The 22610-nt window shown below is 69.4% G+C and carries 18 protein-coding genes, 2 pseudogenes and 1 riboswitch; of the genes and pseudogenes, 12 read left to right on the plus strand and 8 right to left on the minus strand.

The window, feature by feature from the left end; all coding sequences use genetic code 11:
- The first annotated feature begins 60 nt into the window (after positions 1 to 60).
- Complete coding sequence (locus tag AB0G17_RS32455) at positions 61 to 1260, plus strand: low specificity L-threonine aldolase (protein WP_361390415.1); 1200 nt, start codon at positions 61 to 63, stop codon at positions 1258 to 1260.
- 254 nt (positions 1261 to 1514) lie between these two features.
- On the opposite strand, the gene AB0G17_RS32460 is transcribed toward AB0G17_RS32455, so the two are convergent.
- Both AB0G17_RS32460 and AB0G17_RS32465 read right to left on the minus strand, forming a co-directional pair.
- A complete protein-coding gene (locus AB0G17_RS32460) occupies positions 1515 to 2693 on the minus strand; it encodes an alpha/beta hydrolase (RefSeq protein WP_361390417.1) in 1179 nt (392 codons plus the stop codon).
- Positions 2694 to 2915: 222 nt separating this feature from the next.
- The gene (locus AB0G17_RS32465; protein ID WP_361390419.1) at positions 2916 to 3113 is read right to left on the minus strand and encodes a hypothetical protein; all 198 of its coding nucleotides are present in this window, start codon (positions 3111 to 3113) and stop codon (positions 2916 to 2918) included.
- 322 nt (positions 3114 to 3435) lie between these two features.
- On the opposite strand from AB0G17_RS32465, the gene AB0G17_RS32470 reads away from it, so the two are divergent.
- Entirely contained in the window at positions 3436 to 5763 is a 2328-nt protein-coding gene (locus tag AB0G17_RS32470) for a glycoside hydrolase family 44 protein (RefSeq protein ID WP_361390421.1), read from the plus strand.
- An 890-nt stretch (positions 5764 to 6653) separates the two neighbouring features.
- Entirely contained in the window at positions 6654 to 7325 is a 672-nt protein-coding gene (locus AB0G17_RS32475) for a DUF5317 family protein (protein ID WP_361390423.1), read from the plus strand.
- Between the two features lie 426 nt (positions 7326 to 7751).
- Here the strand turns inward: AB0G17_RS32475 and AB0G17_RS32480 are convergent, their stop codons facing one another.
- Positions 7752 to 9008 carry a hypothetical protein gene (locus AB0G17_RS32480; protein ID WP_361390425.1) on the minus strand — a complete coding sequence of 419 codons (1257 nt, stop codon included), beginning with the start codon at positions 9006 to 9008 and terminating at the stop codon, positions 7752 to 7754.
- Positions 9009 to 9649: 641 nt separating this feature from the next.
- Here AB0G17_RS32480 and AB0G17_RS32485 point away from each other — a divergent pair.
- The 4 genes and pseudogenes from AB0G17_RS32485 to AB0G17_RS32500 all read left to right on the plus strand — a co-directional run.
- Positions 9650 to 9873: pseudogene (locus AB0G17_RS32485) on the plus strand (transposase); the annotation flags it as partial.
- Positions 9874 to 10075: 202 nt separating this feature from the next.
- Positions 10076 to 10831 (plus strand): 2-phosphosulfolactate phosphatase, encoded by a 756-nt coding sequence (locus AB0G17_RS32490; protein WP_361390427.1) that lies wholly within the window; start codon positions 10076 to 10078, stop codon positions 10829 to 10831.
- A 158-nt stretch (positions 10832 to 10989) separates the two neighbouring features.
- Positions 10990 to 11189, plus strand: a riboswitch (cobalamin riboswitch).
- A gap of 40 nt (positions 11190 to 11229) precedes the next feature.
- Positions 11230 to 11616 (plus strand): (2Fe-2S) ferredoxin domain-containing protein, encoded by a 387-nt coding sequence (locus AB0G17_RS32495; RefSeq protein ID WP_361390429.1) that lies wholly within the window; start codon positions 11230 to 11232, stop codon positions 11614 to 11616.
- A 149-nt stretch (positions 11617 to 11765) separates the two neighbouring features.
- Entirely contained in the window at positions 11766 to 11999 is a 234-nt protein-coding gene (locus tag AB0G17_RS32500) for a hypothetical protein (RefSeq protein ID WP_361390431.1), read from the plus strand.
- A 163-nt stretch (positions 12000 to 12162) separates the two neighbouring features.
- Here AB0G17_RS32500 and AB0G17_RS32505 read toward each other — a convergent pair whose 3' ends face one another.
- Positions 12163 to 12462 (minus strand): hypothetical protein, encoded by a 300-nt coding sequence (locus AB0G17_RS32505; protein WP_361390433.1) that lies wholly within the window; start codon positions 12460 to 12462, stop codon positions 12163 to 12165.
- 324 nt (positions 12463 to 12786) lie between these two features.
- Here AB0G17_RS32505 and AB0G17_RS32510 point away from each other — a divergent pair, with 324 nt between their 5' ends.
- Positions 12787 to 13377: a class I SAM-dependent methyltransferase gene (locus tag AB0G17_RS32510; RefSeq protein ID WP_361390449.1), complete on the plus strand. Its 591-nt coding sequence runs from the start codon at positions 12787 to 12789 to the stop codon at positions 13375 to 13377.
- Between the two features lie 501 nt (positions 13378 to 13878).
- Here AB0G17_RS32510 and AB0G17_RS32515 read toward each other — a convergent pair.
- The gene (locus AB0G17_RS32515; protein ID WP_361390435.1) at positions 13879 to 15924 is read right to left on the minus strand and encodes a M6 family metalloprotease domain-containing protein; all 2046 of its coding nucleotides are present in this window, start codon (positions 15922 to 15924) and stop codon (positions 13879 to 13881) included.
- A 983-nt stretch (positions 15925 to 16907) separates the two neighbouring features.
- Positions 16908 to 17348: a VOC family protein gene (locus tag AB0G17_RS32520; protein ID WP_361390437.1), complete on the minus strand. Its 441-nt coding sequence runs from the start codon at positions 17346 to 17348 to the stop codon at positions 16908 to 16910.
- Between the two features lie 434 nt (positions 17349 to 17782).
- Between AB0G17_RS32520 and AB0G17_RS32525 the strand changes: the two genes are divergently transcribed.
- Together AB0G17_RS32525 and AB0G17_RS32530 are read left to right on the plus strand one after the other, a co-directional pair.
- Positions 17783 to 18322 carry a winged helix-turn-helix domain-containing protein gene (locus AB0G17_RS32525; protein WP_361390439.1) on the plus strand — a complete coding sequence of 180 codons (540 nt, stop codon included), beginning with the start codon at positions 17783 to 17785 and terminating at the stop codon, positions 18320 to 18322.
- Between the two features lie 23 nt (positions 18323 to 18345).
- Positions 18346 to 19611, plus strand: coding sequence for an MFS transporter (locus AB0G17_RS32530; protein ID WP_361390451.1), 1266 nt, complete (start codon positions 18346 to 18348; stop codon positions 19609 to 19611).
- A 521-nt stretch (positions 19612 to 20132) separates the two neighbouring features.
- Here AB0G17_RS32530 and AB0G17_RS32535 read toward each other — a convergent pair.
- Positions 20133 to 20600: pseudogene (locus tag AB0G17_RS32535) on the minus strand (alpha/beta hydrolase); the annotation flags it as partial.
- A gap of 5 nt (positions 20601 to 20605) precedes the next feature.
- Complete coding sequence (locus AB0G17_RS32540; protein ID WP_361390441.1) at positions 20606 to 21223, minus strand: dihydrofolate reductase family protein; 618 nt, start codon at positions 21221 to 21223, stop codon at positions 20606 to 20608.
- Positions 21224 to 22008: 785 nt separating this feature from the next.
- On the opposite strand from AB0G17_RS32540, the gene AB0G17_RS32545 reads away from it, so the two are divergent.
- Positions 22009 to 22326, plus strand: a complete 318-nt coding sequence (locus tag AB0G17_RS32545) for a hypothetical protein (RefSeq protein WP_361390443.1) — start codon at positions 22009 to 22011, stop codon at positions 22324 to 22326.
- 63 nt (positions 22327 to 22389) lie between these two features.
- Positions 22390 to 22610, plus strand: a 221-nt coding sequence (locus AB0G17_RS32550; protein ID WP_361390445.1) for a helix-turn-helix domain-containing protein, incomplete at its 3' end; no start/stop codon positions are given.

Here is a 22610-nt window from a genome sequence, read left to right on the forward strand (position 1 = left end):
CGGCGCCCGTCCGGACCACATGTGTCACACCCGTACGACCGAAACAAGTGAGCGAGCACCATGACCCTCCAGCGACGACACGACCCGGACGAGCGCGGCTTCGCCAGCGACAACTACGCGGGTGCGCACCCCGAGATACTTGCGGCGATCGCCCTGGCCAACGGCGGCCACCAGCCCAGCTACGGCGCCGACGTCTACACCGAGCGCCTCCAGGAAGTGGTACGCGGCCACTTCGGCCCCACCGCGCACACGTACCCGGTCTTCAACGGCACCGGCGCGAACGTGTTCGCGCTCCAGACCATGCTCGACCGCTGGGAGGCTGTGGTCTGCGCCGAGTCGGCCCACATCAACGTCGACGAGGGCGGGGCACCCGAGAAGGTCGCCGGGATCAAGCTCCTGACGGTGCCCACGTGGGACGGCAAGCTCACCCCTGAGCTGATTGACCGTCAGGCATGGGGCTTCGAGGACGAGCACCGGGCCCGGCCCAAGGTCGTCTCGATCGCCCAGTCCACCGAGCTCGGCACCTGCTACACGCCGGACGAGATCCGTGCGATCTGCGACCACGCGCACGACCTCGGCATGCTCGTCTACCTGGACGGCGCCCGGCTCGCCAATGCCGCCGCCACCCTCGGCGTGTCCCTGCGCGAGATGACCACCGACGTCGGCGTGGACGTCCTCTCGCTCGGTGGCACCAAGAACGGGCTGCTCTTCGGCGAGGCGGTCGTCGTGCTCAACGAGAACGCGGTGCGCGGCATGGCTCACCTGCGCAAGACGAGCATGCAGCTGGGCTCCAAGATGCGTTTCATGTCGGTGCAGTTCGAGGCGCTGCTCGGCGGCGACCTCTGGCTGCGCTCGGCGGCCCGCTCCAACGCGATGACCCAGCGGCTGTACGAGGCGGTGCGCGCACTGCCGGGTCTGGAGATCCCCCGCCCGGTGCAGGCCAACCAGATCTTCGCCGTCCTGCCGCCGGCCGTAACCGAGCGTCTCCAGAAGCGTTTCCGCTTCTACACCTGGGACGAGCAGGCCGGCGAGGTCCGCTGGATGACCTCCTTCGACACCACCGAGGACGACGTGGACGCGTTCGCGGCGGCGATCGCGGAGGAGCTGGCGGCGGAGCGAGGCCAAGGGTCGGCGGTCGCGCTGACCACGGCCGAGCGCGAGGAACTGGTGCAACTGCGCCGTAAAGTCCGCGAGATGGAAGAGACGATCGAAGCGCTGGGGAAGGCGCCCGCCTTCTCCGCGAACCGCAAGACGAAGTAGCCGGAGGCGGAAGCCCGGGGGCCGGGCGAGCGTTCCGGCCCCCGGGCAGGAGAAGCACGAAGAAGTCGTCCAGTTCCAGGTCCGACTGCTCGGCAGCATGCTCGCTGATCACGTGAGGAGGCTGTTCCGCCGCTGCCACTAGCGACGCTGTCGCTGGTAGTGGCATCTTCTTGGCAGGTCACGCGGCGCCGGCCGGGGGACAGCTGCCCACCGACCGTCCTGACCTGCACCGGGTCGTCCGCTTCCCGTACGACCTAACGGGCTGAGTCGGAAGTGCGCTGCGGAGCAGCCAGAACCCAGGCGGCGAATGCTTCGACGCCGTCCACGACGGCCTCGAAGCGCGGGGAGTGGAACAGGTCGAACGAGTGCTGTCCGCCCGGCAGTTCGGCGTAGACCACGGTGCTGTCCGAGACACGGCGCAGCCGGTCGACGAAGTTCCGGGCGCCCTCGACGGTCGCCAGCGCGTCCTTGGTGCCGTGGGCGATGAGGAACGGTGGCGCACCGGGGTTGAGGTACGCATACGGTTGGTTCGGGGACGGCGTTGCGTCGGGCTCCTCGCCGAAGAAGTGGCCGTAGTAGCCATAGAGGCAGATCGCCGCGGTGACCGAGGTGTCGGCCAACTCGAATCCGGGCTGGAACACCGGGTCGTTCGGCGTGAGCGCGCACAGGGCTGCCAGGTTGGAGCCGGCGGAGCTGCCCGCCACGAACAGCCTCGACGGATCGGCACCGTACTCGGGGGCGTGCTCACGGACCCAGGCGATGACCTTCTTGGCGTCGATCTGGTGGCCGGGGAAAGTGGTCTGGGGCCGCAGCCGGTAGTTGGCGCTGATGCACACCCACCCCTGGCCGGCGAGCCGGTAGAGCAGGGGCCGTGCCTCGCGGTTCTTCGCTCCGCTGGTGTACCTGCCACCGTGGAAGTAGATCAGGACCGGCGCCTTCTGCGGTGTGTCGCGGCGACGGTAGACGTCGAGGAGATTCCGGCGGCCGGCGTCCCCGTAGCGGATGTTGGGGATCCGCTGCACGTCACGCTGCCGCATCAGGCCCGGCAGCAGCAGGATGCGGCCCCAGGGTCGGTGGCGGCGCAGCGGTACGTGCACACGATCCCGCCAGCCGGTCCCGAGGCCCTGCTCGAGAGCCCGCCCGACCACCTGATCCGTGCGCACGCCCCGCCAGGCGGAGACAGCAAGGCCGACGGTGACGACGGCGGCCACCGCGGTTGTCACCTTGGCGCCCGGTGACTCCAGATCGGCCTGGGCGGCAGCCACTGCCGTGGAGACCACCAGGACATAGATCCCCACGAACGGCACCTCGTTGAGGCCCAGGCCGAACCAGAAGCTCATGGTCGCCAGAGGCCGGGGCCGACGTGGCGCGACAACGGCGAAGAAGGTGCACCAGGCGAAGAGCGCGGTCGTCGCCACGTATCCCATCGGCATGTACATGAACGTACCACCGTCAACTCTGGGAAATTTGCTGGGGCTTCCCCGCCCAACCGCGCGCAGTAGGTCACTCGCTTGGGAAAGCCGATGAACCCGGTTCAACATCAGCGCACACACGCGTTCTCGGCAAGGTCCGCACCGACCCCATGTGGGCGACTGCTCTGGTGAGGGCCCAGCCGGCCCTGACGAACCGCGAAGCCTCCCGGCGACCGACGATCTTCACTGAAGCCATCCGCCCACGATCAGCACGAGCACCATGCGCCCCGCGCACGCACCCTGCCGCCCGATCCGCTGCCAGACCACCTCGTCGATCGGGAGCCGGACGTAACCACCCCGCGCCAGTGCCATCGCGTACGTGGGCTTGCCTGCTCCCGGAAGCCCGCACCTCAGGGCCACCGTGCTCGCCCGCTCTGTCATGGGGTCAGGCTGGTGCTGTGTGCGCGTACCTGTTGACACCCCGGTCCAGGCGCCCCACACTCCCATGTGGGAGCGCTCCCACATATCAACTTGCCTGCACCTGCGGCGAGTTGAGGAGTTGCGCAGTCGGCCGGGGCAATGCCACCGCCGACTGCACCGTCCTGCCTCGCCCGCCCGCCGACCGGTGAGAGCCGGGTTCCCACAGCGCGGTCGTTTCCATCCCCCACCCAAGGCCGCGGCGCTGTCGGCGGTACGTGTCGATCGCACGCTTCGGGCGTTGCGGGCCGTACCGCCCGTGCCGCCGGCTGCTGAGAAGGAGACCATGCGTACGACACACAAGGCGGCCGCCCTGGCGGCAGTCGCGGTATTGGTGGCCGGTACCGGGGCGGCGCAGGCCGCCGACACCGGGCGATCCGTGCGGGCGGCCGACGCCACCGCGGGTCCGGCGATCACCGTGGACGCCACCAACGGGCGGCACGCCATCGACGCCCACATCTACGGCATGAACTTCCCCGACGAGGCACTGGCCAAGGAACTGCGTCTGCCGATGGGCCGCTGGGGCGGCAACGCCACCTCCCGTTACAACTACAAGCTCGACGCCTACAACGCAGGCTCCGACTGGTACTTCGAGGACCTGCACTACAACAACGACACCGCGGCCCTGCCCGCCGGATCGCAGGCCGACAAGTTCGTCGAGCAGAACCGCAGGACCGGCACCGACACGCTGATGACCGTGCCGATGATCGGCTGGACGGCGGCCGGCCGTGACAGCGGCTGCGGGTTCAGTGTCGCCAAGTACGGTCCCCAGCAGGAGACCGACGCGCAGTGGCGGCCGGACTGCGGCAACGGCAAGAAGCCCGACGGCACCCTGATCACGGGCAACGATCCGGCCGAGACCAGCACGCCCGCGGGCCCGGACTTCGTCAAGGGCTGGGTGCAGTACCTCGACAGCACCTACGGCGCCGCGAACAGCGGCGGGGTGCGCTTCTACAATCTGGACAACGAACCGGACCTGTGGTTCGGCACACACCGCGATGTCCACCCGGCCGGGGCGGGCTACGACGAAATGCGCGACAGCACCTACGCCACCGCCGCCGCCGTCAAGGACGCCGACCCGGCAGCGCAGACCCTCGGCCCGGTCGGCTGGGGCTTCAACTCGCTGATCTACTCCGGCCTGGACCAGCAGGTGTGCGGCCAGCAGGGGGGCAGCTGCTGGTCGAACCCGCCGGACTCCGCCGCGCACGGAGGGGTGCAGTTCGCCCCCTGGTACCTGCAGAAGATGAAGGAGTACGAGCAGGCGCACGGGCGCCGGATCCTCGACTACTTCGACGAGCACATCTACCCGCAGCAGTCCGGCGTGTCCGGCAGTGCGGACGACGCGGCGACGCAGGCCCTGCGACTGCGGTCCACCCGGCAGTTGTGGGATCCCTCCTACGTCGACGAGAGCTGGATCAACCAGCCGATCCAGTTCGTCCCCCGCATGCGCTCGCTGGTCGACCAGAACTACCCGGGTACGAAGCTGGCCATCTCGGAGTACAACTGGGGAGCGCTGGACCACATCGACGGCGGCCTGGCCCAGGCCGACGTGCTGGGGATCTTCGGACGTCAGGGGCTGGACCTGGCCACCCTGTGGTCACCGCCGAAGGCGACCGACCCCGGAGCGTACGCCTTCCGCATGTTCCTGAACTACGACGGCCAGGGCGGCACCTTCGGCGACACCTCGGTCAAGGCCGCGAGCGCCGACCAGGACAAGCTGTCGGTGTACGCGGCCGAGCGCAGCAGCGACCACGCCACCACGGTCATGGTGCTCAACAAGACCACCGGCGACCTGACCGCACCCGTCTCCGTGACCGGCAGCACCGCGCTCCCGGCAGCGGCGCAGGTCTACCGCTACGGCCAGGCCGACCCCACCGCGATCCAGCACCCGCCCGGTCAGCCGCTGAACGGCGGCTCCTTCACCGCGACCTTCCCGGCGTACTCCATCACCGAGTACGTCATTCCCGCCGGCTCGACCCAGGCCACCCCGCCCTCGGCGCCCGGCACTCCCACGGCCTCCGCGACCGGCCCCGACCGCGTGACGCTGACCTGGCCGGCCGCCACGCCCGGGACCTCCCCCCTGGCGGACTACCGCCTGTACGGCGGTGACCCGGCCACCACGGCCCCCCTGACCACCGTCCCCGCGTCGGCGACCACCGCCACCGTCACCGGCCTGACCCCGGCCACCGCCTACACGTTCCGCGTCGTGGCCACCGACACCGGGGGCCGCAGCTCACCTCCGTCGGCTCCGCTGCAGGTCACCACCAGCCCGGCCACGACGAGCGGCTGCACCGTCGCCTACCAGGTCGACAACGACTGGGGCGCCGGCTTCACCGCCGGTGTGAAGATCACCAACCAGGCGGGACCGGTCAACGGCTGGACACTCGGATTCACCTTCACCGGCAACCAGAAGGTCACCCAGGGCTGGAACGGCACCTGGTCGCAGACCGGCGCCGCGGTCACCGTCAAGGACGCCGACTGGAACGCGTCCCTGCCCACCGGGAGTTCCACCACGATCGGCTTCAACGGCGCCTACTCGGGCACCAACACCGCACCGGGCACCTTCACTCTCAACGGCACCCCCTGCACCACCGCAGGCACCAAGCTCCACTGATCGACCGCCCACACGCATGGCCGACCCCGAACACCAGGGGTCGGCCATGCGCCGCCGCACCACCAAATGATCACGACATAGGGCGTTGTCGCTCGTCAGCCGGGGTTCGGAAGGGCTTGCCGGCGTTCGAACGCCCTGGTGATCACGTTGGTCCAGGGCCAGTGGAGGGCGAGGTGTTGCCGTATGGATCCACCCAGGACTCGATATCGCCGCCTTGGCCGTCAGGGGCCGCACCCGAGTCCACGGCCAAGGTGACGGGTTGTCCGCGGACAAGCCCTGTTGTCCACTTGCGGTTCGGCTGTGACCTGGGTCGATGTCGGCGTCGTGGCGCGGACAACGGTGGCTCTGGCGAGGGTTGCTGTTGCCGGTCAGAAGCAGCGGCTCTGCCGGGCGTTGTTTCGTTCACCCAGGAGGCCTTGATGGCAAAGAAAACAGGAAGGCTCGCGTCCGTCGGAGCGGGAGTTGTGCTCCTGGCAGGAGCCGCCCTGTCGACTGCCCGGCAGGCGTGGGCCTCGGCGGCCAGCCGGCGCCGAGGTCTACACCCGGAACTCGGGCAAGTGCCTGGCCGTCTACGACATGGCTACGGGCGACGGCGGCCGCGTCTTCCGGTGGGGATGCAACGGCAATCCCGATCAGGACTGGTACTGACAATTTCCGTCGCACGGCCGGAGCATGCCGGTCGCCGCAGCCTGCCGGGCCCCCAGGCCCGGGAGTTCGCGTCGCTGCTCGGCAGCACGCATGTGCCGTGCGGAAGGAGAACCGATGAGCGACAAACGCCCCATAGCAGCCGACGAAGCCGCACTCCTGCATCCCCACGTGGGACCGGCCGCCACTGCATGCCTCGCTCTCGCGCCCCGCACGAGCGGCACACGTAGGTCGGGGGTACAGCGGTGAGCGGGCAGGCTGTGCTGCTCTTCGGGTTCCCGGTGATCGTCGGTGTGGTGGCGGGGTACGTGAGCGGTGGTCGGCTGGGCGGACTGGTCGCCATCCGGCTGCGGGCATTGTGGCTGGTGTGGCTCGCCGGCGCGGCTCAGTTGGCCGAGTACGCCACCGACCGTCTCGACGGCCAGTCGGGCCAGGCGCTACGCAGCGTGCTGCTGGCCACGACCTTCGCGGCGGTGCTCGGGTGGCTGTTCGTCAACTTGCGGGGACGCAGCCGCGCACTGAAGACCGCCGCGTCGACGGCTTTGGGCGGCGGGCTGCTCAACGGCATGGCGATCGCACTCAACGGGCGCATGCCCTACTCGCCCACAGCCGCTGCCGCCGCCGGCATCCCCCCGGGGCAGGAGACGGCCAAGAACATCGCCGCCGCACACGGCAGTCGGCTGACCCTCCTAGGCGATGTCATCCCCATACCCCCATTGCACGCGGTCATCAGCATCGGCGACATCCTCATCACCCTGGGAGCCGCCGCCGTCATCGCCACAGCCATGCGCCAGCCCACACCACCACACACCGCGGAGGCGAGACATGACTCAAACCATCAACGTACGGCGCCCGATGACGGCGCTGTTCACCCTGGCCACCTTGGCCCTGCTGCTCTACACCATCGGAGCCCCTGAGTGGACCGGCGGCTGAGAGCTCACTCAGAAAGGAAACCGACGTGACCCGGACAATCAGTGTGCAGCGTTTGATGACCGCGCTGTTCACCGTGGCGACCTTCGCCCTGCTCCTGTACACCATCGGAGCCCCTGACATGACCGGCGGCTGATCCACTACGAGAGGGAGCCGGCTGGCGCGGTGGATTTCCTCACCGTGCCAGCCCGGACCAAGTCTGTCGGACCATGTGGCCAGGATGCCGGGTAGCCCCGGCTCCTGGCCTGTCGCGGTCGCGATCGTGGTGGTGAGCGGAGCGAGGCTCCTGTCGTAGAGCTGCCTTCACCGACGCCCAGAACGGCACTACCCGGGCCTACGAGGCCTCCAGGAGATCGCGGGCACCATCAGGTGCGTAAACGAACATCAGGCGCCGAACCAGTGCGGATAGCAGGTCAGTCCTGGGAACGTACCCCGACGGCCCACAGCAGCCGGGCCGCCGCGACCTGTTGGTGGCGCGGGCGGTCTTGGGCCAGGAGCTCGCGCAGGTGCTGCGGCGGTATGTGCCCTGCCCACGGCAACAGGGCTGCGGTCGCCTGCCGGACCACCGCCGCCGAGGAGTCGTCCAGGAGCGGCCGTATGTCGTCGACGCGCAGAGCCTCCAGCGTCCGCAGCCCCGCCACCGCCCAGGCGCGTACCCCGGGAACCGGGTGCGCGAGGAGCGCTCTGATCCGGTCCGCGTCCTCGCGCACCCCACACTCGCCGAGACCCACCGCGGCGGCGGGCCGGGCCGCGGGGTCGGCGCACAGTGCGCGGTACAGCGGCGCAGGGTCGGTGCCGCCCTGCCGCAGCACCCACCGGGCGCACGCCCGCACCACGGTGGACCGGTCGGTGAGGTAGGGCTCGGCCTCACAGTGCCGCCCGGCCCGGGCCAGCGTGGTCACCCCCGCCGCCCTTACCCGGGGCTGCCGGGAGGCGAGCAGCGGCGCCACGACCTCGCGGAACTTGTCGGAGGTGCTCTCGCCGAGGGTGGCCACGGCCGCATTGGCGCACAGGTCCTGCACGACGACGTCATGGTGGCGCGCGGCGGTCTGAGCGAGCCGGGCCGCAGGGAGTAGCCGGCGCTCGATGGCGACGCGGTGCGCGAGGCGGGCCGTGGCCCGGTCACCGCTGTCGAGCAGCTCTTGGACTTGCGCCGCCGGGCCCGCACGCAGCACCCCGGTCAGCAGCTCCTGGGCGAAGCCGCCCCGGGGGCGGCGGCCGACCCGCAGGATCAGCGCGGCCTGCGCGGCAAGCCGGTGTGGGGGAGCCTTGGCCAGGAGTGCGCGGGCCTGTTCGCGTACCGGCTCCGCCCAGTCCGCGCAGCGGATGACGACCAGCGCCAGCAGCGCGGGCCGCTCCTCGGCGTGGCCCAGCGCGGCCTCGCGGATCCAGCCGTCGCGATGGCAGAGGGCGAGGGCGAGTTCAGCGTCACCGGGCTTGCGGGACCAGGTGACGCTGGGCAGCCACGCACCCGGGCCCCAGCTCAGCCGCCGCCCAGCCAGTGACGCGTTCGAGTGGAACAGCTCCGGCCGCCGCCAGGCCAGTTCACGCACCCCGAAGTCAAGGCCGATCCAGGACTCCGGGTCACTCACATCGAACGCCCGGTCCACGGCAACTCCGGCGGCCAGTCGCCTGACAGCCTCGTACGTCGCGTCTTCCCTGGTCAGCATGGGTAGAGACTAGAGCCTGCCTCCGGATCACGCTGTTGGGAGGCGCGCTGGACATCCTCCTCAACGCCCTCGCCCTGGACCGCGAGACGCTGGAGTTCGGCGGCACCGGAGAGACCAGCCTCAAGGTGTTTGACAGCCCTGCCAGGCGAGCGATCCGGCCGAAGGCGGTCTCTCGTGGAAAACCGCCTCCAGCGCCCTTTGGCCATACCATCTCCGCCCGACAGCCACGGACTTGTCTGCGCCGCGTTACGACCTTCAACCGCCCGCGGATCGGCTGCGGGCTGCACGCCCGTTCCCGGGACAGCCTCCTGCTGCATGGGGTCACGTATGCCCGCTCGGGCTTCTGGTGCCCGTACGCGCGGCGCGGCGCACCGCAGGGGTTCAGACGCGGCAGCTGCTCCTATATCACCCTGGAGGCGGGCTGGATTCTCCGCCAGCTCGGACGGGGCTGCCCAAGACCGTCCTCGACACGAGGGGAGGAGCGACGAGTACTCCACGAGCGTCGGCAGCGACACCGTCTTGAACGGTGTCGCTGCCAGTCGCAAGCAAGCGGGCCCAGCAGTATCCGGCCGTACAAGCCCGGACTAGGACCTGTCCGCCCGATCATCTGACTGTCTGACTGGTGGCTCGTTGTGTCAGGCATGGGGCGGGGTGACTCGACGGATGCCGGGTGGGAACGGCTGCGTCCGTTTCTGCCGGTCAGTAGCGGGTGTTGTGGCCGGTGGCGGGATCACCGGCAGGTGATCGACGGGATTCTGCACACGGTGCGGACCGGAGTGCACTGGCGGGATCTGCCCGAGCGATCGGGCCCTGGAAGACGGTCCATGAACGCCACCGGCTGTGGTCGGCCGACGGCACGGGGTGGGCTCACCAGCAAGCCTGAGCTGAGCGCCGTGTTCGGCGACTGTCGCGAGTGAGGCTGCCCTGTCCGGTCCCGGCAGCGAAGCGGCGTTCGTTCAGCGCCGCGACTGTGCCGTTGTCCTTGGCTGGTGACGGTCTGTGAGGCGTGGTGCATTCCGGGGAGGTGCTCGGGGGTTGCTGGCTCGGCGCTGGCATGATCTTCGGTCATGGGAGACTGGTTGATGCAGGCAGGTCACGGGGTGCGGTTCGAATGGGGTCCTGCCGGTGCGGCTCTTCTTGCGAAGGACGCTGCCTGCCTTGTCGTGGTCGACGTGCTGTCGTTCACCACGTCGGTGACGGTCGCGGTGGAGTCGGGGACTCAGGTGTTTCCCTACCGCTGGAGGGATGAGACCGCAGTGGTATTCGCTGACGAGCTGGATGCCAGCCTGGCTGTGGGGCGGAGCAAGGCCACCGAGACGTCACCGTGGTCGCTGTCACCGGCCGCATTGCGACGTGCCCCCTTCACGCCTCGGCTGGTGCTCCCCTCGCCCAACGGATCCACCATCGCCGCGGCGGCCGGGGGCTCGATGGTGGTTGCTGTATCGCTGCGGAACTCGGCCGCCGTCGGCCGTTGGCTGGCCGACCGGGGCTATGGAACGGCCGAGCGACCGGTTGTGGTGATCGCCTCGGGTGAGCGCTGGCCCGACGGCAGCCTCAGGGCGGCGCTTGAAGATCTGCTCGGCGCCGGAGCTGTGATCGCCGCTCTGCGCCGATGTGGCCGGGACCGGCTCTCGCCGGAAGCAGCCATGGCGGCCGCGGTCTTTGACGGTGTGCCGAACGTCGGTGTCGCTGTCGCGGACTGTTCCTCGGGACGCGAACTCATCGCGTGGGGCTATGGCGACGACGTCGCCATCGCAACTGAGCTGGATGCCTGCGAAGTTGTCCCCGTCCTCACCGGCGGAGCGTTCACTGCCGCTGAGTAGGCGGGGCCGGGTATTCCACGAGGCGTGGCCTCCTGGAATACCCGGCCCGGCTCCAGCATGTCGCGGTCGCCGGCAACAGACTTCTCCGGATCAGGCCAACGCCCTCTCCGGCGGCGAACGCGGGCGTGTTCGGGTCGCCCAGCCCGGTGGGACGATGGTGACGCGCGACCCTCCGACGTGCGACGATGCCCGACGACAAGGCGACGCGGAACGAGGAAGCCGGTGGAATTCCGGCGCGGTCCCGCCACTGTGACCGGCGAGCGAATCCCGAACAGACCACTACCCGCAGGCGGGTGGGAAGGACGGGGCAAGCGACGACCCGGGAGCCAGGAGACTCACGTCGTCGCCTCCTTGACGAAACCGGGGCGGATCTCCCCGGAGAAGGAGCGTGAGCCGTCATGGCGGAGCAGCGACCACAAGGCGGCGCCGGACGTACTCCAGCCGACTCGGCCCCGTGCCGAATCGTGGTGTGCAGGGACTGCTGCTGCGGGAGCCCGAAGGTGACTGGAGTCGACCACGCCCAGCAGAAGGCGCGCCTCGCGGAGAACGCGCCCGTACGTGTCTCCGCCTGCCTCGACGTCTGCGAACAGGCCAACGTGATCGTCGTCCAGCCCTCCCGTGCCGGACGCGTCGCCGGTGCCCGCCCGGTCTGGCTCGGTCTGGTCAACGACCCCGCCGCCACGGACGACATCGCCGCCTGGGTCCAGGCCGGCGGCCCCGGCATCGCGCCCTGCCCCGACATCCTCGACCTCTACGCCTTCACCCCACGCCGAAGGGCGCGGTGAGGTGCTGAGCCGCCCAGCCTTGGCGCTCGCGCCTGCACGGCGGCCGGCCCATCGCGGGTACCGGAGACCGCCGGGCGGTCCCGACTATGATCACCACCCGGTGAGCGAACGGCGTTCGCCACCTCGTCGACTCAGGGAGAACGGGAACCGTGGCCAAGCCTGTACGTGCCGCAATAGGGGACACCTGGATCAGGTGCAGCTTCTGCCAGGGCGATGCGTTCCGGGACCGTGAGGTGAAACTCAACAGCTCCGGGGCGGAGTTCATGAACCTCGGCTGGGCGAACGAGTCGGCGACCGGACTTATCTGCTGGAACTGCGGATATGTCCTCCTGTTCGCGAACAAGAGCCTCAAGCTGTACAAGGTGGAGAAAGACAAGAGGTGACCCGCGCCCGGCGCCTGGTCTCCGCGAGCGCCGAACTCGTCCAGGGCCAGGCGCCGGAGTTGCCCCAATGGGTGATCAACCAGATGTCTGCGGTGCTTGTGCCGAGATGGGCGGCGGTCCTTCGGCTTGCGACGGCATGACAGGCCGATCCATTTCAGCGTCATCAGCACATGCTGGGTCGACGCGCGGATCGGGAGTCCGCCTCCTTCCAGGAGTTGGCGGCCTTCCTAGACGGCAGTTGAGCGACGCGGCGGTGGTTGCGGCGGGGGCGTCGGGTGCCGTCGTCGCGGCCCTTGGCCTCTTCCTCTAGCAGGATCCGGACGACCTCGGCCGGGTCCCATCGCTGGGATCTCGCGGTGGCGAGGATCTCGGGGGCGGGCTTGCGCAGATAAGGAAACCGCATCCGCTTGAGCATGGCCTCCAGCTCGGGCGGGCTCGGCGGCGCCGCAGGCGGTGGAGGCACCGACCCCGACCCCGGCCCAGGCACCGGCCCAGGCACCGGCCCAGGTACCGGCCCAGGCACCGGCCCAGGTACCGGCTCAGGCACCGGCTCAGGCACCGACCCGGCCCAGGCAACGGCACCGGCGCCGGCGCGGGAACGACTTTGGCAGGGCGAGCTACCCGACCCGACCCCACCACCCGATAGCACCTGAAGGCGCCCCGGGGAGCTGCCAGAGGCGCGTGGGTGACCTCCTGGGGCCTCGCGGCGGTGAATGTGCCCGGCGACGACCCGCCATCAGGCGAACCCCACTCCGTGCAGGAGTGGCAGGATGGCTGTGCTTCAACGATGGAGGGGGTGTGCGCCGTGGGGAGCGCAGGACCTGACGTGCCAGAACGTGTCGCGGCTGCCGAGCGTTGCGCGGCAGTTGCGGGTTTCGGGTTCAGCTGTGCTCCTGAGGTGGGCCGTTTGCTCAGGCTGGCTGCCGCCTCGAAACCGGGCGGTGTCATGGCGGAAAGCGGAACCGGATGCGGGGTAGGAGCCGCGTGGTTGCACAGCGGGCTGATTGGCGACGCCCGCCTGTTCACCGTGGAACGCGACCAGGATCTGGCACGTAGGGCGGCCGGGGTCTTCGCTGATGACGACCGCGTGCGTGTCCTCACGGGGGACTGGCGGCTGCTCGAAAGGCACGCGCCCTTCGACGTCTTCTTCTGCGACGGCGGAGGCAAACGCGACGACCCTCAACTGGTCGTCGAGTTGCTCGCTCCTGGGGGTGTTCTCGTACTGGACGACTTCACACCCTCGTCCGGCTGGCCACCTCGGTACGCCGGCGCAGTGGACGAGCTGCGGGTGTTCTACCTCACCCATCCGGCACTGCACGCCACCGAAGTGCTGACCACACCCACCGAGTCAGCCGTCCTGGCCGTACGCCGCTCGTAGCCGCTGCTTCCACGCGGCACCATCCGCGCCAACGCGCGGCTCGGAGGCGGCGGCCAGTGACCACTTCACGTTCATGTGTCCATTCTTGCGACGCGGTTGGCAGCGTCTATCCGTACCCGTACTCATGTGAGTCCGGGAGGCCGCCCCGCGCGGGGCGGCCGTGGTGGGGGTGCGACGGTGGTTGCAGAACCCCTGCTCGCCTGATCGTCGCGGGCAGTCCCCGACCGTACCTACGACGAGCACACGCACCTCCTGGCCTCGAACCTGGCCCACATCAGCGATGCCGCCCGCCGCGCCGTTCAGACCGGTGGCGCAGTCGTGATCTGGTAGGGCCGCCCGGCCGCCCAACTCGACACCCACGGTTACGACTTCACCGTTGAGCACCGGGAAGCCGGTCCCGGTGGCAGTCAGCGGCTGACTTCCATCGCCGCCGCTGTCGCCAGGGCACAGGACGACCGGGCCGGATGTGGCCCGGTCGCCCCGTGTGCTGTGGGGGAGTGGTCACCGGGCCGGTTTCGGCAGCGAGCAGGTGGCCTGGGCTGTCTTGGCCGGGTCGCTCTCCGAGCGGGCGGTGAGGATGACGGCGCCCGTGCGTTCGGCGCCCGGCTTCGCGGTGACGGCGACGTCGACGGGGACGGAGGTGCCGGCGGCCGCGGCGGCGAGGCGGTTGGGGAGCCAGGCCGACCAGCCGCGTTGCGAGGTGGTGGCGGTCAGGCGGTAGATGTCGGAGGACAGGTGCGGCTGGTTGTTCGGGTCGGGCTGCCCGGTGTTGGTGAGGTTGAAGGTACACACGGCCCGGCCTGTGGCGGGCGCGCTCGTGACGGAGCCCTTGCCGAGGGCGACTGCTGGGGTCTGCGGGCCGACTCCGTCCAGGGACTTGATGCCGATGTCGTAGGAGAGCACGCCGGTGGCGTCACGTCGCACGTTGAGGACGTAGAAGTGCAGCCGGTTGGCCTCGTCGACGTACTCGTACGAGCTGCCGGAGTCGGCCCCCGCGTGGAAGAGCGCGTCGCTGAGCTGCCGGTAGTCCCCCATCGTGATCTTCTGCGGAGTGCCGTCGGGGCGGGTGAAGTCCACCAGGCCGATGTCTTCGGGGTGGGCGTCGACCACCCAGGCGAACGGCGCGTTGTCGGCGTTCTTGGTCTTGCTGAGGAGGACACCGCTGTCCGGTGTGAAGGAGTCCATGCCCATGCGGTCGACGACCTCGACGGTGTAGTTGTCGTAGCCGCCGCCGTCGCACAGCGGGTCGGTGGCCCGGTCGCAGGCCGGTGACAGGTCGCGGGCCATGGTGATGTTGACGCCGGTGAGCCCTTTCTCTCCCGGCGGGGCGGAGCGGGCGGTGACGCGGGCGACGACGGGGCCGGAGTCCTTGAGGGCGTCGCGGTCCAGGCGCAGGATGTTCCTCTCGTCGACCATGCCGAGTTTGAGCTTGTCGCGCAGGACGTGCTGGGCGCCCATGGAGCCGCCCGCGGTGGCGGGTATCTGCCAGCGCGTGTGCGGCCCGCCGGGGCCGTTGAACGTGCCGCGCGAGAGCATGCCCCAGATGCCGGTGTAGGAGCGGCTGAGCGGTGTCCCGTAGGGGTTGTTGTAGTTGTCGCCGATGCCCAGGATGTGGCTGAGCTCATGGGCGAAGGTGGCCATGCCGGAGCTCTCGGCCTGGATGGAGGAGCCGTTGGCGGCGTTGGGCCAGATACGGGCTGCCGCCTGCCAGGACGTCCACGGCACGTAGCGGGTCCGTGCCGCGTTCTGTCCGGAGGCGATGGGGGACGGGGGTCCCCAGGCGACCGGCACGTCCTGGGCGGAGGCGAACTTCATCGGCCCGAACTCCTGCCAGGCGGAGGACTCGTCCACTCCGGCGGTGAGGTAGAAGACGAAGTCGAACTCGCCGGCTTTGCCGGCGCCCACGTCGGCGACCCAGGCTCGCTTGCCGTCGGCGCGGATGTCCTTGCCGCAGGTTTCGCCCACGGGACAGGCGCCGGGGTTCATGCCGGGCTCGATGCCGTACTGGTAGGACTTGCCCGGCATGCGGTAGGCGCCGAAGGCGGTCAGGCCGACGCCGAAGCGGCCGCCGGAATCCTCCATCCAGTACTCGTTGATGGTGTGGCCGTGGTTGAGGGCGCCGGGCTTGTTGAGGAAGTCCTCGTAGAACTTGGGGAGTTGGGCGCGGGGAATGCCGGACGCGCTGGGCAGTGGATTGCCGAACTTGGCGGCGCCGGCGGGCTTGGTGACCGAGAACTCCTCGTCGGAGTAGTCCAGCAGTACGAGAGCGCCTTTGAACTTGCGCCGGGTGGGCCGGCGGTCGGGGTTCGCCCAGTCGGTGCCCGGGACGGAGCGGTATTCGGCCCAGGTCATGTCGTCGGGGTTGCGCCAGTGCTGAGGGTCGACCGGCTTGACGAGGGGCGGGCCCCAGGGCGCGGCATCCGGCGTCGCCAGGGCAGGCCCGGCCGCGACAGCCGCGACGACGCCGAGGAGCAGGATGACGACACTGAGCCGACGTGGTCGACGCCGTCGACGTAGTCGGGCTGGGCGTCTGCGGTGCACGAACATGGCTCACCTCTTGCCTGGAGTCATCAAGGTCACGGTGTGTGGTGAATGACAGGGCAGTGAATGGCGCGTCCATGACAAGCGAGACGAACTGTGGTGCGGGTGTGTCCCCGTGCCACGGTAGAGCCGTGGACAGGCATGACGCCAGAGTGCCTGCGCGCCCCTGGCCGGTCGGTCGCCGAAGGCGCGCCATCGCGGCCGGAAACCACCTGCCGGGCGGAGGGAGCTCCGCGAAGCGGTCACGGCGTGCACGAATTCGCCGCGGGCGGATCTGCCCGAGGCCGCCCTTCGCGCAGAAAGTGCCTCCATGTGGACCGACAGAACCCCTCGACAAGGTTCATCGTCCCTGCTCAGAAGGCACTTTCGCAGACCGCCCGTGGCGCTCAACTGTCCGCCAGGGCCGCGCGCGCAGCGGCGTGTGCGCGTAGAAGACGAAGACGGCCGCCGACAAGACCACGGTGACAACACCGGTCGGTGCTCTGCGAAACGCCCCGCCACAGGGGCTCGGCGAGGCAGTCATGAAGTGTCAGATACTCAAGACCATCGATGTGTCTGAGCCATCCGGTACCGGTCACACCGGCCCGCTCTGTGTGTGGGCCGATCACCACACCGTGGGCGAGGTCACGGTCCTCGACCCCGCCACACTCACCGCCGGCGGCACCGGTATCAACATCAGTGAGAACCTGCGCCGCTGCTCGTACAAAGCAGCACCCCGCGGTTCAGGTCTCGCACACGGGCTGGGACCAATCCGGGCAGCCCGGGACCACGGCAGGACCACTGGCCGGCGATGCGAGAACCAGGCATTGAAACGGCAGGGAGAGCAGGATTGCTCGAGGAGAGCAGAGCCTTCGGGAGGTGCGGCGCCAGGGCCACCAGGGGCACGGAGCACCAGGGGCAGCGATGCGGCGGCCCGTGAGCTCCATCGGCTCGCCGGGGGCATTGCCCCCCGATGATCTCGTTCGTCGCTATGGTTCGGTTTCTCCTTCTCAGTGCAGTTGTTCGGCCAGTCCGACGATGATGCCTTCCGGGCCGCGGAGGTAGCAGAGCAGGTAGCTGTCCTCGTACCGGGCGATCTCGCCGATGAGTTCGGCGCCGTGAGGGCGCAGGCGGGCAACGGTGTCCTGGATGTCGTCGACGGCGAACATGACGCGGTGTGTGCCCACGATGTTGTGGGGCTGGTTGCGTGGCTCGGTGCTGATTGCCGTGGGGCTGCGGTACTTCGCCAGTTCGAGGCGGCTGTGACCGTCCGGGGTCCGGAGCATCGCGATGTCACAGTGGACGCCGTCGAGTCCGGTGCACTGGTCGGCGACGAGGCCCTTGACCTCCGCCCTGCCCTCCAGCTCCAAACCGAGTTCCACGAAGTACGCGATGGCGGCGTCCATGTCCTCGACGACGATGCCGACGTTGTCCATCCGCTGAATCGCCATGCTGGATTCTCCTTCTTCCTCGTGCGGCTGGTGGTGGCTGCTGATGTCCCTGGGACGGAGCCGGCGACACGTTCTCGACATCCTCAGACCGCCGGAGTCCGGTGCACACTGCTCGATAATTCTGGATCGGGCCTCAGCACCGCTACAGCAGACCCGCGAGCCGAGCGCCACCACCGAGGGTGAGATTTCCTGATGCCTGATGAGACATCAGGCGCCGACGCATCGGTCAACCCCGCCGCCGCGATCTCGCCAGGGGTGCCCACCATGCCTCCGCCCCCGTGGTTGGCAGCCCCCATCATGGCTGGTCACAGGAGTGGCGGCGAGGTCGGGAAGGAGGGTGCGGGAGCGAAGGCCGCGCGTGCTGAACAGTCGATTCCGGAAGTTCGAACAAAAAACCCTTGCCTAATGGTCAAGAAGTGTTGACCATTAGACCCGTGCCTACCGATGATCTTCCCGAGACGTTCCACGTCACCACGGACGAGCAGCTACGCGCCGTCTCCAATCTCACGCGTCACCGGATCATGGCCGTGCTCCGCTTCGAGCCCGCGACGATCACCCAGATCGCCGAGCGAGTGGGCCTCGCGAAGGGGAGTTCCAGCTACCACGTACGGCTGCTGGAGCGGGCCGGCCTGGTGAAGGTGGTACGAACCCGGAAGGTCCGGGGAGTCACCGAGCGGTACTACGCGATGGCCGCGCGGGCGATCGTGCTGCCGGATCCGGGCGAGGGAGGGCCGGATGTGCTGATGCGGCACGCGGTGGCGGACCTGGAGGCAGCGCCGGTGGGAGGCGAGAGGCACGTACGGATGGCGCATCTGCGGCTCACCGACGAGCAGTTCGCGGAGCTGGGGGCGCGGCTGGAGGCACTGGCGGACGAGTACCGCGAGCTGTCCGATCCGTCGCTGCCGGACGCGTCGCTCGTCTTCGCACTGTTCCACCCCGCATCGCGCGAGCAGGCCGAAGGGGACGCCAAGTGACCTCGACCTCAGACGTTCGGAAGTTGCCGACCGGGTTCGGACGGCTGTGGACCGCGCAGACGGTCTCCTCGCTCGGTGACGGGGTGTCGCATGCCGCGCTGCCGCTGCTCGCCTTGACGTTGACGCGGGATCCGATGGCGCTCGCCGTCGTCACGGCCGCAGGAACGCTGCCGTGGCTGCTCTTCGGGGTGCTCGGCGGCGCGCTGGTGGACCGCTGGGACCGTCGGCGCACGATGCGGGTCACGGACGCGGTGCGTGCCGTGCTGCTCGCCATACCGGCGGCAGCCGCCGCGCTCGACGTGCTGAGCATTCCACTGCTCGCGGCCGTCGCCTTCCTGCTCGGCCTCGGCGGACTCTTCTTCGACACGGCCGCCACGGCCTATCTGCCGGATCTGCTCGGCCGCGACCCCGCGCTCCTGGAGCGCGCCAACTCCCGCCTGCGCGGCGCCCAGACCGCCGCGTCCGGCTTCGCGGGGCCGCCTGCGGGCAGTGCCCTGCTCGCGCTCGGGCGGGCGGTTCCGCTGCTCGCCGACGCGGTGTCGTTCGCCCTCTCATCACTGCTCGTACGGTCGCTGCCCGCCGCACCTCGCCCCGTACCGCAGGCCCATGAGTCACTACTGCGGCAGGCGCGAGCCGGCGCCTCATACGTCTTCCGGGACCGGCTACTGCTCGGACTCGCGCTGCGTCCGGCGGTCGGGAACATCGCCTTCCTCGCCGTGGAGACCGTGCTCGCCCTCTTCGCGCACGATCGTCTCGGCATCGACACGTTCGGCTTCGGCCTGCTCCTCACGGCGGAGGCCTCCGGCGGTCTGCTCGGCGCGGGCATCGCCTCCTTCCTCGGCCGACGACTCGGCACCGGCACCGCGCTCACCTGCACGGCCACAGTCGAGGGACTCGCCATCCTGGGCCTTGCCGCCGCCCCGAACCCGTACGTCGCCGGCCTCGCGCTCGCCGTCTGCGGAGCGGGCATGGGCGCCACGATGGTGCTCGGCCCCTCCCTCCGACAGGCGATCGTCCCCGCCCACCTGATGGGCCGGGTCGCCTCCACCTCCCGCATGCTCGCCATGTGCGCCGCCCCGTTCGGCGCCTTCCTCGGCGGCTGGCTGGCCACCACCTACGACGTACGCACCCCGCTCTACACCGCCGCCGGCCTCCTCCTCACCATGACCGCCGTCACGTCGACCATGACCAGCAACCGCCAGGTCGAGGCGGCGCTGTGTGCCGCCGCCCCGGCCGACGATCCAGATCACCCGGAATCCCGGGACCTGGTTCGGGAGGGCGCCATTTAGGGCCCCGCGAGGTCGTCGAGCCAGCGCGGCGTCAAGGGTGTCCGCTCTCACTCATCCTGGCTGTCCGTTCTCAACTCGACTGAGGACCAGCAAGATGAGTGAGAGCGGACACCGTGGCGGATCCCGTCCCCGTAGGCTGGGTGGTGTAGGTTCTCGCGTTCTGTGTCATATTCCGACGCTGTGACCTGCGGTTCTTGACGGTGTCTCACGTGGGTTGGTCTGACTTCCGTCTCACGGCCAAAGTGGAACCAGACGTCGTCCTCGTCTCACCAGCAACGTATCGAGGTCGTCACCAGCCCATGGTGACCGGTGCAGGAACTCGCGGTTCATGTCCCAGGTCACCGCTGTGGTCGCTCCCTGGTCACGGCATGCGGTAGCCCGCTCCGGTGCCGGAGCCGGTGCCGGTGCCGGTGCCGGTGCCGGAGCCAGAGCCAGAGCCAGAGCCGGTGTTGAGGTGGAGGGGTGCTTCGGGCTCGGTGATGAGGATGGGCAGCATGGCGCAGCCGTGTTCGACCCTCGTGGTCGGTCCAATCGGGCATCGGACGCGCGAACAATCGGCTCATCGTCGCCTGGTCATGGTCGGGGAGGTCGTCGTCGGGCGGCCCGGGCGCAACCGGGCGGCTGCCGACCAGGGTTAGCGCCGAGAACGCGCCCGGATGGTCGAGTACGGCCACCTGGGCGACCATCCCGCCGACGCCGAGCCCCGCGACGTGCGCGGGCCCGCCGCCGAGCGCGTCGGCAAGGGCCGCCGTGTCGGCGGCGAGGTCGCGCAGGGTGTAGGCGGGCGTCTCCGGGTCCGCCGTCGTCGACTCTCCGCTGTCGCGCAGGTCAAAGCGCACCACGCGGCGCCCACCGGAGGCGAGGCGCTCGCACAGAGCGTCGGGCCAGGAGAGCATCGTCGTGCCGCCCGCGAGCAGCACGAGTGGCGCGTCGTCGTCACCGAACGACTCGATGGCCAAGGCGATCCCAATAACGTTGATGGTGGTCATTGAGCTCACCGGAGGACGTCGTAGGTCAGGTGCGTCGCGGTTGACGTCGCGGTCACGCTCCGCTGCACCAGCGAGCGCCGCGCGCCGCCGGTGAACAGGGGCGTCCCAGCGCCCAGCACCACGGGCGCGAGGTGCAGCGACGGCACGTCGACCAGTCCGGACTCCAGCGCCGCGCGGATCGTGGCACCGCCGCCCATGAGGACGACGTCGAGGTCCTTGCCCCTGTCCGCCGCGGCCGCCTCGGCGCGCTCGCGCGCGGCGGCGACGGCGTCGGGTAGGCCGGTGGTGACGAATGTCCAGTCGAGGCCGGTGAGCCGCACCGACTTCGGCGGGGTACTCGTCACGACGACGAACGCGGGCTTGCCGACCTCGCCGGCGCCGTAGCCGGTCGTGTCATCCCAGCCGTGCGGCCCGTCGACCACGTCGAAGAGCCGGCGGCCGAGGACGACGGCGCCGGAGCGGGCGATCGCCTCGCGCAGCAGCAGCCGGTCGTCGGGATCGTCGGAGAACGCCCAGGTGTGCAAGGCCTCGCCGCCGGTGCCCAGACCGTTGTCGGGATCGGGGTCGGGGCCGGTGACGAAGCCGTCGAGGGAGACCGAGATGTCAGCGATGATCCGAGTCATGCCAGGGCAGACCCGAGCCGTCGTTCAAACTCATCGCTCACGCATGAGGTGTGTGCCGGAAGGTGGTTCTCGTACAGGCTGGGGTGGACCGACGAACTTGAAGAGTCCCGAGGGGAGTGAGCGGTCTGTCTGTGCTGCGCGACGTAGGGCTGCACGAATCGTCAACTACCGTGCACAGATGGGCAAGGCGGGACGCTGTCGTGCCCGGCCCCCTGGAAATTGACCAGCTAGACAGCCAAACTTCCGCCGCCCGCTTACCACCGTTGCCGGATGGTGGGCGGCCAGTCGAGGGACTCCGCCGGCAGCTCGGGCCCCATGACGAGAATCTCTGTGACACATGTCGTCGGGAGCCCCACCATCGCAGGCGAGCGAAGGTCGCCGTCGGCCCTTCGGCGGCGCCGTCGCTGGGGGGCGGCTGTCGTCCATCTGTGTGATCAGGGAATTGGGGGTGTCCCACACGCCTGCCTGCCATGCATCGAAGCGCCGCGCGTGCGCGGTAGTTCATGGTGCGCCGGACGTCCGGGCTTTGCGCGATCTGGGGGAGCGTGCACGTGTGGTGGAGCGGCGGGAGCCGCCGAGGCGCGCCCCGTCCCGGACGACCACGGCAGCGGGGCTCTAGGAGTCCTGGCTCACAGGAAAACCCGCCGGCCGCACGCACGAAGACGCCTCGTTCTCGAGCCGGAAGACGTCTGAGCTGTCTTTCCTCCGGTTGTGTGTTCCTGCCGGCCTACTTTGTCCCACAGAATCCTTGAGCCGTCATCGTCGCAGCACGTACGCTCCGGCATGTGAAGAGCACCGGCTTAGACGATGCCCAGTTGAACCGGCTGTGGGGAGCCGTTTGCCTCTTCGGCGGGATCTTCTTCCTCCTGTGGGCACTGTCATGGATCAATGCGAGCGTGTTCAATGAGGACTTGCAGAATCACTGTGAAGATCTACGAACGGCCAGCTTCCCGGTTGAGAAGTCGTGTACACATGAGGACGGGAGCGCCGAGGGAGCGAACGGCGTGCTGTTCGATGGGCTCTTCTTCGGCTCGATGGCTGCTGGGGTGGCATGCCTGGGAGCTGCGTTGGTGATTGAGGGTGCGCAAAGGAAGCGTCCCTAGTGACCTGAGTCAGAGATTCGTCGTTGGTCGGGCATGAGTCGTCCGGGTCCGAAGATTCCGCCGTTGTCGGTCACTGATGCCCAGCGGGCGGTGTTGGAGGGCTGGTTGCGTCGCCGCACGACGGCCCAGGCTCTGGCTCAGCGGTCGCGGATCGTGCTGGAGTGCGCCAAGGGGCACTCGATCATGGAAGTGTCCCGCCGGCTGCGGATCACTCCGGACACGGTCCGCACCTGGCGGCGGCGTTTCCTCGAACGCGGCCTGGACGGCTTGTGCGACGACCCTCG

It is taken from the genome of Streptomyces sp. NPDC023838 (assembly GCF_040639555.1).
In the GTDB taxonomy this organism is placed as follows: Bacteria; Actinomycetota; Actinomycetes; order Streptomycetales; family Streptomycetaceae; genus Streptomyces.